Origin of the sequence: Cuneatibacter sp. NSJ-177 (assembly GCF_022867805.1) — a bacterium.
Classification (GTDB): domain Bacteria; phylum Bacillota; class Clostridia; order Lachnospirales; family Lachnospiraceae; genus Pseudolachnospira.
Map to the genome: position 1 here is coordinate 810,718 of NZ_JALIFO010000006.1, position 13,549 is coordinate 824,266.

Annotated in this window: 10 protein-coding genes; all 10 read left to right on the plus strand. The window is 42.3% G+C overall.

The genetic code is table 11. The features are described 5' to 3' along the window. Positions 1-63 precede the first annotated feature (63 nt). The 10 genes from pcrA to MUB23_RS11720 all read left to right on the plus strand — a co-directional run bounded on the left by pcrA (position 64) and on the right by MUB23_RS11720 (position 13,528). The gene (gene pcrA, locus MUB23_RS11675) at positions 64-2,295 is read left to right on the plus strand and encodes a DNA helicase PcrA (protein ID WP_244800703.1); all 2,232 of its coding nucleotides are present in this window, start codon (positions 64-66) and stop codon (positions 2,293-2,295) included. Positions 2,296-2,443: 148 nt separating this feature from the next. Continuing rightward, a complete protein-coding gene (locus tag MUB23_RS11680; RefSeq protein ID WP_244800705.1) occupies positions 2,444-2,725 on the plus strand; it encodes a DUF4366 domain-containing protein in 282 nt (93 codons plus the stop codon). Between the two features lie 335 nt (positions 2,726-3,060). Continuing rightward, the gene (gene rlmD, locus MUB23_RS11685) at positions 3,061-4,728 is read left to right on the plus strand and encodes a 23S rRNA (uracil(1939)-C(5))-methyltransferase RlmD (protein WP_244800706.1); all 1,668 of its coding nucleotides are present in this window, start codon (positions 3,061-3,063) and stop codon (positions 4,726-4,728) included. A gap of 240 nt (positions 4,729-4,968) precedes the next feature. Then, complete coding sequence (locus MUB23_RS11690) at positions 4,969-5,577, plus strand: type IV toxin-antitoxin system AbiEi family antitoxin domain-containing protein (RefSeq protein ID WP_244800708.1); 609 nt, start codon at positions 4,969-4,971, stop codon at positions 5,575-5,577. Next, positions 5,577-6,494, plus strand: a complete 918-nt coding sequence (locus MUB23_RS11695; protein WP_244800710.1) for a nucleotidyl transferase AbiEii/AbiGii toxin family protein — start codon at positions 5,577-5,579, stop codon at positions 6,492-6,494. The genes MUB23_RS11690 and MUB23_RS11695 overlap by 1 nt, the downstream gene beginning before the upstream one ends. After that, positions 6,491-7,591, plus strand: coding sequence for a dsDNA nuclease domain-containing protein (locus tag MUB23_RS11700; protein ID WP_244800712.1), 1,101 nt, complete (start codon positions 6,491-6,493; stop codon positions 7,589-7,591). The genes MUB23_RS11695 and MUB23_RS11700 overlap by 4 nt, the downstream gene beginning before the upstream one ends. 62 nt (positions 7,592-7,653) lie before the next feature. Beyond that, positions 7,654-9,384 (plus strand): hypothetical protein, encoded by a 1,731-nt coding sequence (locus tag MUB23_RS11705; protein ID WP_244800714.1) that lies wholly within the window; start codon positions 7,654-7,656, stop codon positions 9,382-9,384. 611 nt (positions 9,385-9,995) lie between these two features. Further along, on the plus strand, positions 9,996-10,886 hold the full coding sequence (locus tag MUB23_RS11710) for a helix-turn-helix domain-containing protein (protein WP_244800715.1): 891 nt from the start codon (positions 9,996-9,998) through the stop codon (positions 10,884-10,886). Positions 10,887-11,530: 644 nt separating this feature from the next. Continuing rightward, positions 11,531-12,439 (plus strand): GGDEF domain-containing protein, encoded by a 909-nt coding sequence (locus tag MUB23_RS11715; RefSeq protein ID WP_244800716.1) that lies wholly within the window; start codon positions 11,531-11,533, stop codon positions 12,437-12,439. A gap of 576 nt (positions 12,440-13,015) precedes the next feature. Continuing rightward, the gene (locus tag MUB23_RS11720; RefSeq protein ID WP_244800717.1) at positions 13,016-13,528 is read left to right on the plus strand and encodes a GNAT family N-acetyltransferase; all 513 of its coding nucleotides are present in this window, start codon (positions 13,016-13,018) and stop codon (positions 13,526-13,528) included. Positions 13,529-13,549: the final 21 nt, after the last annotated feature.

The following is a 13,549-nucleotide window of genomic DNA, read 5'->3' on the forward strand; positions in this document are numbered from 1 at the left end:
GAAGATCAGGCCGGCATACCCGGTAAATTTTCCGAAAGAAAACGGACATGAAGGAGATATTTCATGAGTACGATTTATGATACATTAAATGAAAAACAACGGGAAGCGGTGTTTGCCACCGAGGGTCCTGTTCTTATACTGGCTGGGGCGGGTTCTGGAAAAACCAGAGCTTTGACGCATCGGATTGCTTATCTGATCCATGAAAAACATGTGGCTCCGTGGAACATTTTAGCGATTACTTTCACTAATAAGGCTGCGGAGGAGATGCGGGAGCGTGTCGATGACTTGGTGGGGCATGGTGCAAGTCAGGTTTGGGTTTCCACGTTCCATTCCATGTGCGTAAGGATTCTGCGCCGCCATGCAGAGCTTTTGGGCTATACCAATAATTTCAGTATTTACGACGGCGACGACCAAAAAACCTTGATGAAGCAAGTGTTGAAAAAGCTGGATGTGGATCCGAAGATTTATAAGGAAAAGGCGATGCTGGGGCAGATTTCCTCGGCTAAAAATGAGCTGATTTCCTCGGACGCTTTCTATTCCATGGCTGCCGGAGATTTTCGTAAGACACGGGTGGCGGATATCTATGCGGAGTATCAGAGCCAGCTGAGAAGCAATAACGCCATGGACTTTGATGATCTGCTGGTGAAGACCGTAGAACTTTTTGAACTGCACAGTGAGATTTTGTCGGATTATCAAGAACGGTTCCGCTATATCATGGTGGACGAATACCAGGACACCAACACTGCCCAGTTCCGCCTGCTTTCTTTCTTGGCGAGAGCCCACAAGAACCTCTGCGTGGTCGGCGACGATGATCAGTCGATCTACAAGTTCCGCGGTGCGAACATCCAGAATATTTTAGACTTTGAGAAAACTTTTCCCGGCGCGAAGGTGGTCAAGCTGGAGCAAAATTACCGGTCCACGAAAAATATTCTGGAAGTGGCAAATCACGTAATCCGGAATAATCAGGGGCGCAAAGAGAAAGCGCTCTGGACGGAAAATGAAGAAGGCGTCAAGGTTTCTCTGCGCCAGTATGAGACTGCCTACGATGAGGCGGAAGGGATTGTCCGGGATATTTTGAAGAACAAGGAGAAATATCCTTTTGGAAAATGTGCGGTTTTATACCGTACCAATGCCCAGTCCCGTCTGTTGGAAGAAAAATGTGTATCTCACAACCTCCCTTACCGTTTGGTCGGCGGGGTGAACTTCTATCAGCGAAAGGAAATCAAGGACATTGTTTGTTATCTGAAAACAATCGATAACGGACAGGACGATCTGGCGGTACAGCGGATCATCAATGTGCCGCGGCGCGGAATCGGGCAGACCAGCATTAACAAGGTGGCGGCTTATGCTGCCGACTATGGTATGAGCTTTTATGACGCTCTGACTGAGGCGGAGCGTGTGCCGTCTCTGGGAAAAGCGGCCGGCAAGATTCAGGATTTCATCCATCAGATCCAGACCCTGCGCAGCCAAGCCGAATTTTTGACTGTCAAAGATTTGCTGGAAAGCGTGCTGGATTCGACGGGTTACCGGGCGGAGCTGGAGGCAGAAAATACGGTGGAGTCTCAGACCCGTCTGGAGAACTTGCAGGAGCTGGTCAATAAAGCGGCGGATTTCGGCGATGAGCCAGAGGATGCAGGCGCTTTGGGCCGGTTCCTGGAAGAAGTTGCGCTGGTCGCCGAGGTGGACAGCTTGGATCCGGAGGAGGAGCGGGTGGTACTTATGACCCTTCACAGCGCAAAGGGACTGGAATTTCCCAGAGTATATCTGAGCGGCATGGAGGATGGTCTCTTTCCCAGCAGCCTTTCGATCATGTCGGATGACCCGACGGACATTGAAGAGGAGCGGCGTCTTTGCTATGTGGGAATCACGCGTGCCAGAGAGGAACTGACGCTGACTGCTGCGAGGCAGAGAATGACGAACGGCGAGACCAGGCTAAGCCGGGTGTCACGCTTTATCGAGGAGATCCCGAAGCAGCTTCTTGCCGGAGAGGACCGTCCGGTCAAGAAAAAGGACGGAGTGTCGGCTTTGGAGAAGGGACATGGCGGGGCCTACCGGCCGAAGCCTACGGTTTTGACCTCGCAGACCACGGCTGCTTATCTGGGAAAACAGTTTACAGTGGAAAAGACCTCCAGCCTGGACTATGGAAAAGGAGACCGGGTGCGTCATGTGAAATTCGGTGAAGGAACCGTACTGGATGTGGAGAATGGCAAGAGAGATTTTGAGGTGACGGTTCAGTTCGACCGGGCCGGCGTGAAGAAACTGTTTGCCTCTTTTGCCAAATTGGTGAAAGTGTGACGGCGCAAAGGGAAAAAATAAAAAAATTTATAACATTTTTATAGTAAATTTCTCCAAAAGATGGTATACTACTACCATATAAAAGGGATTTGATGGAAACACGGATTCCTTTTATAAAATCCAATCCAGGAAAGGGTGAATAAGTACGATGAGTAAAGTTGAAGAGATGCTGGCAGCCAGCAAACTGAACAGTCTTTTGCATAAGCAAGAGGAAGATCAGAAAACAAAGCATGTAGTCTGCACGATTCTGACGATCATTGGAATTGTGGCAGCCGTTGCGGCGATTGCTTACGGCGTGTATCGTTTCTTTATCAAGGACGACTTCGATGACTTTGATGACGATATCTACTTTGATGATGACGATATGGATGAGTTCTTTGAAGATGATGACGATGAGTCTGAGGAAAAAGACGATAAGCCTGAAAAGTAAGAACATGGCCAAAATGAGATAGGGGCTGCTGCAGAATGTGCAGCAGCCTCTTTTTTATTCGATAGGAAATTCCTTTGGAATTGCCTATCGAATAAAAAGCGCTCCGCTAAGGAGGCGCAGGGCCGTCCCCTTGGGGCTTCCGTACTAAGGAAAATAACCGCTGGCGCAGCGGTGCTCCGGCGGGTGTGCGCAAAGCGCACACTTGGTTCAATCAAGAGGCGGCAGATAAGAGAAAGGCGGGGGATCTCTGCTTCATCGTGCGGAAATCATATGATCCGTTGTTTTTATCGTACAGTGAAAAATCGTAATAAAAAGAGTAAGGAGCTTTTATTTTAATGAAAAAGGGCACAAGAATAGAAGGTATTGTAGAGAAGCTGAATTTCCCGAACAAGGGGATTTTACATATAGACGGGCGGAAAATGACAGTGAAAAACGTACTGCCCGGCCAGAAAGTCGCCGTTATGGTGACCAAAGGCGGAGAAAAGAGGCTGGAGGGAAGAGTGTTGGAGATTTTGGAAAAATCTCCGGTGGAGACGGCGGAACCCTGCCCGCATTTTGGACAGTGCGGAGGCTGCTGTTACCAGACAATTCCCTATGAGGAACAGTTGAAGATCAAAGCGGAACAGGTGGCGGCCTTGCTTCGGCCGGTGTTGGGAGAAGCTTTTTCTTTGGAAGGAATCCTGCCAAGCCCCCGTCCGGCGGAATACCGGAATAAAATGGAGTTTTCTTTCGGGGATGCGGTGAAGGACGGCCCGATGACGTTAGGATTGCACAAGCGCGGAAGCTTTTATGATATTGTCAATGTGGACGGATGCCGGATCGTGGATGAAGATTATCGGAAAATTTTAAAAGCGGTGCTGAATTATTTTGGGGACAAGCAGGTTCCCTTTTATAAAAAAATGCTGAAAACCGGGATTCTGCGGCATCTCGTGGTGCGGAAAGGGTGGAAGACCGGAGAGCTTTTAATTCTGCTGGTAACGGTTCCGGGATATGTGGTAGAGCCAGACTTTGCAGAGACACTTCTGTCACTGCCTTTGGACGGCACAATAGCCGGAATTTTGCATGGGGAGAACGGGAGTGTGGCCGATGTGGTGAAGTGTGAGAAGGTCCATACCTTGTTTGGTAAGAATTATTTTTATGAAGAACTCCTGGGGCTTCGGTTTCGCATCACACCGTTTTCCTTTTTCCAGACAAATTCCGCCGGAGCCGAGGTGCTTTACCGTGCCGCCCGCGAGTTTGTGGGAGCAATTAAGGGGCAGCGTGTGTTTGACCTGTACAGCGGAACCGGGACGATTGCCCAGATTCTCGCTCCTGTGGCCGAGGAAGTCATTGGAGTGGAGATTGTGGAAGAAGCCGTGGAGGCAGCCCGGCAGAATGCCGCGGAGAATGGGCTATCCAACTGCAAGTTTCTTGCTGGGGATGTGCTGAAGGTACTGGATACCATCGAAGAAAAACCAGATATGATCGTACTGGACCCGCCGAGAGATGGGATTCATCCAAAGGCAATGGAGAAGATTTTGAAATACGGGGTAGAGCGGATGGTGTATATCAGCTGTAAACCGACTTCGCTGGCTAGAGATTTGGAGATCTGCCTGGCAGGAGGTTACCAGGTGGAGAGGGTGATGTGCGTGGATATGTTCCCAGGGACGGCGAATGTGGAGACGGTAGTACTGCTTTCCCACAAAAAACCAGACAGTCATATCAACGTAAAAGTCGAGTTTGGCGAGGGTGAGGGCAAAGTGCCGTTAAAGGCAATCTCCGAAAGGGCAGAAACCTATAAGCCAAAAGAGCGAGTTACTTACAAAATGATAAAAGAGTACATAGAAGCAAAATACGGCTTCAAAGTACATACTGCATATATTGCGGAGGTTAAGAGAGATTTAGGCTTGCCGATGTATGATGCTCCAAATGCGGTAGAGGAATTAAAACAGCCGAGGAAACACCCTACACCAGAAAAGGTAGAAGCAATCAAAGATGCATTGAGACATTTTGAGGTAATTTAATAATGATGAGCGTATCATTAAAAACAGTGGTACGCTTATTTTTTTACATATTTGTCTTTTTGTTAACCAATATTTTATCCAGTTAAAAAAGCAGAGGGGAGATTTTGTGCTAAACTGCCCAGTTGATATAATTAAAAGCGTTCACTTTGCTATTATTGACTCAAAGAGGAAAATCGAGTACAATATAGTAAAGTGCCAAATCATTAATTTGATTAAGGGTGATTAAATAGAGGTGAGGATATGCTTCAGAATAAAGATATTGAGACACTGAGAATGTTGTTTAGTAGCCATAATTATGTTATGACTACTGCTGAACTTACAGCTTCAAAGTTATACTATGCAGATATAAAACAACTTTTAGACGAAGGATTGATTGAAAGAGTCAGGCGAGGTTACTATCATTGGACTCAAGGTTGTGGAGAAAGCGAAGTTGTCATTATCAATCGATTGTTTCCCGATGCAGTGCTCTGTATGGAGACTGCCCTATTTTATTATAGATACAGTGATAGAAATCCTATCGAATGGAACTTTGCAATAGATAAAAATGTCTCTAAGCGGCGAACAAAAATCGATTATCCGTTTATAAAAGCATATCGTGTAGAGTCAGAGTTTGTTACGCTGGGCGAAACCGAGGGTGAAATTGATTTCCACAAAGTCCGCATTTATGACCGTGACCGTACTATTTGCGATGTGCTGCGAAATATGAACAAGATGGATAAGGAGATTTTTAATAAAGCAGTACAGGGCTATGTAAAAGACCCTAAAAAGAATATACCGAATCTTATGGCATATGCGAAAGTTTTGCGTGTGCAAAAGCGTGTAAAAGAATTGATTGGAGTGTGGTTGTAATGGCAGATATAGCAGCGTCTGTTTTGGCAAAGCTTAGAAATAAAGCAAAGGCTTCTGGAATTAGTTATCAGCAGTGTCTACAGCTTTTTATGCAGGAGGAATTTTTGAGAAAACTTTCGAAATCTGGATACGATGATTTTCTTGTATTAAAAGGCGGGCTGTTTATCTATACTCTTACAAACTTTGAAAGCCGAGCCACCATTGATGTTGATTTCCTGCTACGTGGATATTCAAATTCAATAGACAATGTTAAGGATTTGATTTGCAAAATAATTGACACACCGACGGGCAATGATTATATCAAGATGACTGCAAAAGGTTTTGAGGAGATTTCTCCGCAGAGAAAGTATCACGGTATCAGCACACAGATTATTGGACAGATAAAGAATGTACGAGTACCGTTCAATGTCGATATAGGTGTAGGAGATGTTATTGTACCAAAGGCAGAACAGCGTAAAATCAATACTCAGCTTCCAGACTTTGAAGCTCCTGTAATAAAAACATATTCCATTGAAAGTACCATTGCTGAAAAGTTTGATGCCATTCTGCAACGTTTTGAGCTAACAGGCAGAATGAAAGATTTTTACGATATTTATTATCTTTCAAGAACATTCGATTTTGAGGGAGCTAAATTGCAAGCAGCTATCTTTGATACCTTGCAGCGGCGTGGCACTCCTTATGACAGAGATAGCTTCAAACGGATTGTTGCCCTTGCCGAAGATGAGGATATGCAGAAGCGGTGGAAATATTTCTTGAAGAATATTAAAGATGACACGCTAGAATTTACTATTGTGATTGATGAAATACAGAAATTCCTTGAGCCTGTATTTGAGGCAATAGTGAATGAAGATGAATGGCAAGAACAGTGGAACTTCATTATGAAATGGAATAAAAATGAAAGGAGTCTTAATTTATGAGTATTGTACTTACCGTTGAACAGCGTGAGCAAGCAGGTTCTGACTCCTATAACAGATTCGAATATCAAGTCCATTGGATTGTGTGCCATATAATAGGTAAACTTCAAGATGATGCAGAGTGTATTGTCTTTTGTGAATTTCACGATGATATGGCAGAGTTTTCTCCCGATAATCAGCAGTATCAGTTTTATCAAATAAAAACAAAGGAAGACCCATCTGATTGGACTATTGCAGAAATGTCTAAACGTGAAAAAAAGAAAAGTGGTGGCTATAAAAAGTCTTTTTTAGGATTTGTTTTTTACAATTATCTAACTTTTAGCACAGAGTGTTCACATTGCCATTTTGTATCAAACAATGATTTTGATAAGGAAGTTTTATCTTGGCAGGCAGTTATTGAAGACGGCAAGAAGTTACAAGTAGAAGACATTACACTATATCAAAAAATCAAAGACAGAATAAAAGATGAATTTACCAATGATATGCCAAGCAATTTCGATTCTGTATTTGATGCGTTTATACAAAATACTTTTGTTCATAAATCCGATTTGCAATTAGCGGCATATGAAAATCAAACTAAGGGAGAATTTTTCAATCACTTAGCCGATAAAAATATTCCGACAAATACAGCAAATTTTATTTTCCAACAATTGCTAAATGATGTGAGAAAAAAAAGTAAAGAAAAAATTAAAGTACCTATTAGTATGAAACGCTTAGTTGAGAAAAAAGGAATCGATGTTGCTCAAATAGGCAGAAAAATTGATGGTAATATAAAAAACAGTGGCAATTATGATGAATTTTACCAGTATTTATTAAATCAGTCCTTAACGAAAAAAAATATTCGTCGTATTGAAGCCGCAAAAACACTTCACGATGCGAGATGGCTTGATGTTAATGATGTAAAATACCAAGAGATTGTTGTAGTGTTGCGACAAGTGATTTCTACATATTTTGAAACATCAGATACAGTCGGATTTGATGATGAATTGAAAAGATTGTGTAGTCAAGAACTAAAGAAGAATAATCTGTTATCAGAGTCACTTGATAAATCGTTAGTTGAGGTGTTGTATTATGAGCAAAAATATAGTAGAAACAATTAAACAAGAGCAAAAGTATAAGATGCTAATTAGAAATTTACGAAAGCAACAGGAGAACAAAAATAATGAAAAGGCTAACGATAAAAAAACTGATAGTAATCAGTCAAAGTGAGTCTCGCTCGTTAGAGGTTCCTTTTGAAAATGGACTTAATATTATTTTAGGTGGAAATAAAACAGGAAAATCTTCAATTATTAAAAGTATATTTACGACTTTAGGGTGTGAATGTAAAAGCGTTGAAGCTGATTGGAAAAAACTTATTTCTTCTTATTTGTTGTTTTTCAATTATGGTGAAAAACAATTATGTATTGTTCGTCAAGGAAAAAAATTTCAGATTTTTGAATATTCTGGCGATACTTATTCTTGTGTTATAGAAACGGAAGCATTTCACGAATACAGCAATTGCTTAATGGGTATTTTGGAAATCAATATGCCTTGCATTTCTAAAGATGGAAAACAATTCAATGTTACACCACCGTTACTATTTAGATTTCAGTATATTGATCAAGATGACGGATGGAGTAAAATAGCAGATTCCTTTAATAATGTTGGATACATTAAGGATTGGAAACCAAACACAAATAAATATGTTTGTGGATACCTTGATGATACTTATTACAAGCTTCAAGCACAAAAAACAGAACAAACACTTATAAAAGATGACAAGAAAAAAGAATTAAATTACAATCAAAACTTCGTTTCTCGTATATCATCTACATTAATGCAAATAGAGGATTTGGAATCCGTTGATGAAGTTACAACAAATATTGAGTCTTTGCTCGCTAAAACGGAAGAATTAAGAAAAGTGCAATTTTCTTACAATGCAGAGATGACAGTTTTAGAAAATGATATATATGTTAATCAACATAAATTGCATACAGTAGAACATAGTCTTGCGGAAACCCAAAAAGACATTGAGTACGCAATGAGCCAAGACGATGAGTTGGTTTGCCCAATTTGTGGTACTATTTATTCCAATGGGTTAGATAATCAATTAAACATAACGTCTGACTATGCTCATTGCGAAAAACTTATTGAAGAATTAAAAAATAGTATATCTGTTTCTATAGGAAAATTAGAGGAATTTAAAGAAAAGAATAAAGCTGTTTCTTTAGAAATTCAGTCGAATAAGCAGAAAATACAAAATTCTCAGGAGCTTTTATCATATTCTTCATTTTATAAGAATAAAGGGCAATATGAAATATATGAATCTTGTAAAACACAGTTAGATGACATTCAAAGAGAAATCGATTCCTATGTTTCAAAAATTGCACTTATTGACGAGAAGATAAATGAACAGAAATCAAAAGAGCGTTCTAAAAATATACGCGAGGATATAGAAGGCTATTGTCGTACATTGGCAGATGCAATAAATCTTCCAAAGACTTTTATACAACTGAGAGATTTTGTTCAAATAATAAACCGTACGGGCAGTGAAACTCCACGCTTGGTTTATATGTACCAATCTGCACTATATCTTTATAATTTAAGCAGAGCATACAGCCCATTCAATTTTTATGTGGTTGATACGCCTAATCAGCAAGGACAGGATGCTGATAATTTAAAAAGCATCTTCAAATCATTAGAATTGTTTTTATCTGATGAGGGACAAGTTATTATTGGAACAGAACGAGAAACTGGAATGGAAGAAAAAGCGAGCAATGTTATAAAACTCACTGAAAAACGTAGATGCTTAAACAATATAAATTACAACAAACATCTTGAACTGTTGGAAGAATTGCAAAAAACTGCAATTAGTTGGGCTGCAAATAATTACAAAATGCAAAATGAAAAGTAGACATAGAGTAGAACGTTTTTGAAACCATCACTTCAGAGAAAAAATGAAAATTTGTGGGAAAAGGGTTGCACGAACAGTCTTTGTACTGTAGAAATATTGCCCATATTTCCGTGATTTTGTGGGGATATGTTTTAATTTGGTACTCATGTGGAGACGGTTGCGCTTCTATCCAAATTCAAACCAAAAGAACCTATTTCGCTCAATCTGGAAGAGATGAATTAACCCACTGAAAAACCGCAAAGTATCTTATAAAAAAGTCAACTCACAGATATTTAAGTAAAAACGATCCACGTTGATCAATCGATATACCGCCCAGCTGAAACGCAAAAACAATCAGTTGAGCGAGAAAACGGGAATCAGCCTAAATCCGAGTGATCCGGACAGCCGCAGCGTCTGCGGGAGAAAACGACAGCGATTCCAGACGCATCAAAGCCGATCGGGATGTGAGCAAACTGGAATCAACCAAATAAATGAAGCAAATCGTAGAAATAAAGCGCGAATATTTCTTTCTGCAATCCAGATGATACATAACTCTACCTCTGAGGGGTGTTAATTATCTCCCAATCATTATACAATTATTTCAAGAAGGTAATCCATAAGGAGGCAATTATATGGATCTAGTTAAGATTGGGAAATATATTGCAGTAAAGCGGAAGGGCCTGGGCCTGACTCAGAAACAAGTCGCCGAGAAACTTGGCATGAGTGATAAGTCTGTTTCAAAATGGGAACGCGGCGTGTGCCTGCCAGATGTCTCCGTCTATATGGAACTGTGTGATTTGTTAGGTATTGGGATCAATGAATTTGTAGCAGGTGAGGATATTAGTCAGGAGAATATAAGAAAAAAATCGGAGGATAACTTGATTCAAGTAGCCACGGACAGTAAGCAGCGGCAGAAACACTTAAAACGGGTTATTGCGGTTCTTATTATTCTTGCCATTCTTGCCACCGCAACGATTGGAGTCGGTATTTACCAGTTTATCCGGCCGCAAAATTACATTCTTGCGGTAGATCAGGACAGTGTAGAAATGAAAACTGCACAGCTGCTATCTGGAGTAGACGGCGCATTCCTCTTTCGATATACGGCAAGCGATCAATTCAAAACATTAACGCTTTATATTTCAGAGTATCAGTCGGGAGAACGAATCAGTAAGGAAAAAATGGTGGCATCCTTTGAGGACACTGGGGCGCCGTCGAATGGGATGATGATCATTGTTCCGGATTTTGAAAAGTTTACCGTAAAAGTGGTTCTTGCAGATGATTTTTCAAAACTATCAACGGATATTCCAATTCTTGATGATGTGCAAGATAGGGCTTATTATGGAAGAAGTGCAACACAAATAGAAGAGAAAACCGAAATAAAATATGAGGAGGAGCAGGGCCTGGTAGCACTAATTTATGATAATGACTCAATGAGCGTTATTCCTATCCAAGAATTTGAAAGAGGAGAAGTCCGTTCGGATAATGATTACATGTACTATTTTTCTTGTCAATTTGGTAAATGAACCGGCGCAATGTCTTTTCATTTTTTTGTGATGCAGGGGAACAGCAGCTGCCAGGAGGAGATAAGTGCCCGGAAAAGCGGGAAGTGTGCCCTATGAGTGGATGATGCAGAGGAGAAGCCAACGGCAATCGTACTGGACGGGTGTGGAAAGGATGTACTAATGGTGAAAACAATGACGGCATGGGAGACTTTGCCCACCCGTCGCGATCCTTGCCGGGGAGCAGTTGAAGGCTGATCCGAATCCATGGAGCAGATAGCGTTTTTTCTGCAAAAGGGAGAAAATTAGGCCGCCTCAGAAAAATGGATACAGGTTTTGGAATCCGATGTAAATGCCCATGTCCCCGGTTGTTCTGGTTAGGTGTTAAACAGTGGCATCGTTACAATAAAACAGATAGGCGCGGACCATTTTTATGTAGAGAACGGCATATCTGTTTTTGTTTTTCAGAAATCCTTTGATTTTCATCCATTATCAGTTATAATGATACGGAACAAATCAAAATTGGGATTGTCTGAATATAAAAAAGAAGCGCAGGGGTGAAAATTCCTTATTAAATGATTCAGATTCAACGCCAGGAAAGTAAAATTGCGACAAATCCCACACGGACAGCGGTTAAAAGCAGTATGGAATTGAGGAGTTAATGTAACATGGACGAGATAAAGCAGTACAAAGAGCGGCTGCAAATTGCCTTGAAAGCTGCCAAGATTTGCATCTTTGAGGTTGATTTGCTGCGGCAGTTATATACTTTTTTTGAAAATGCGGAAGTGATATTCGGCATTTCCGGAGAAAAAATTTTAAAGGATGTAAGGCCGTATAGCCAATTGGATCCGGAATCGTACCGGCTGGCGGTAAGCGAATATTTTTCTCATCCGGATGATATGGACGTGATCGAGGGAGCCTTTCGGCATGTTTTGAGCGGCATTCCGGCTACATACGAGGCGCGCATGAAGGCAGGGGGATCCGAATATGTGTGGTGCAGAGTGGACGTGGTGCCCATATTGGAAAACGGAAAGCCTGTGAGAATGGTGGGAGTGATCACGGATATCCGGGATATCAAAGAAAAGACGGAACGCCTGAAGAACGCCATCCACTTAGATAACTTTACGGGCCTCTATAATAAAGGGCATACCATCGCTCTCATAAACCAAGTCATGGAACAGAGACAGCACGAAAAACATGCCTTGGTCGTATTGGATATTGATAATTTTAAAAATTTTAATGATCAGTACGGTCACAGCGAAGGCGACAAGATTATACTGACAGTCTCGCAGCATATCAAAAAGGCATTTCGGAAGTCTGATATTGTGGGGCGGTTTGGCGGGGACGAATTTATTGTGTTTGTTCAGGATTTCGCCAACACCCAATGGCTGCGCGGAAAGTTAATTCAGCTGACCCGCTTGGAGGTGGATGGATATGTCTGCACAAACAGCATAGGCGTTGCTTTCTTTCCGCAGGACGGGGCTGATTTTAATGTATTATTTAAGAATGCAGATGCCGCCTTATATCACGCGAAAATTGAGAAAGAAAGGCTGATATTTTTTTCTGAGATGCAATAAGGCGAACGTGGTTTCAGCATAAAATTTATCAGTGAGACAACGATTGGATTTTGGGAAAATATCATTTCATCAGGATCCCGGATCTCCGGTCAAACGAGGAGGTATCTGAATTTGCCGATGACCTGCCGCGGGCTTCAGTTCCGGCAGGTTTTTTTGTTTCATAGGAAATTCCTTTGGAATTCCCTATGAAACAGACATGTCTGCTTACGCAGACATCACCATGAATGAAAGTCGATTGCTTCGTGCTGTGCACTCCCGCAATCGCCGCCGGTATTCACAATCCGGCCTTACGGCCTTCTTGTTCATACCGGCTTGCCCGTCAAATGTCGGTGCGAAGCGGCAAGCAAGCTTGCCCATTCACACCGCCGCTTGCCGGGACTTTCACAGTAAACAAAAAAACGCTCCGCTATGGAGGCACAGGGTCTGCCCCTTAGGGTACGCAAATGCAAGGGAAGATGTCGCTGACGCGACAAATTGCGGGGCAGAATTTCGCAGAGCGGAATCCTTTTTAGTAGAACGAAGCAGAGTTCAACGGGCTAGAAAACCAGCCTGTCTGAAAGGAGAATTGGATACAACATGAAAGATCCAGAAATTATTCTAAGAGCATACCGTCCCGATGATTTGTCTCAAATTGAACAGCTATTTTATGACACTGTCCACACGGTCAACGCAAGAGACTACAGTCCGGAACAAATTCAGGCGTGGGCTGCCGGTCGGATCGATCGGGAAGAATGGAACCGGTCGCTCCTGGAGCACAGGAGTATTGTCGCGGTAAAAGGCCGGGAGATTGTCGGTTTCGGAGACATCGATTCAACCGGCTATCTGGACCGGCTTTATATCCATAAAACGTATCAGGGACAGGGGATCGCCACGGCTATCTGCGACCGGTTGGAGAGCGCTGTAGCAGAGGGGTGCATCCTGGTACATGCCTCTCTCACGGCGCGGCCGTTTTTTGAGAAAAGAGGATACCGGGTGAGAAAAGAGCAGCAGGTGGAGAGAAGAGGCGTCCTGCTGACCAACTTCCAGATGGAAAAGAAAATTGAGCGGCCGCCCCGATTTGAACCGAAAAGCTCCGAAAGCATAAGATAATATATAGCGATCAGAATAAGG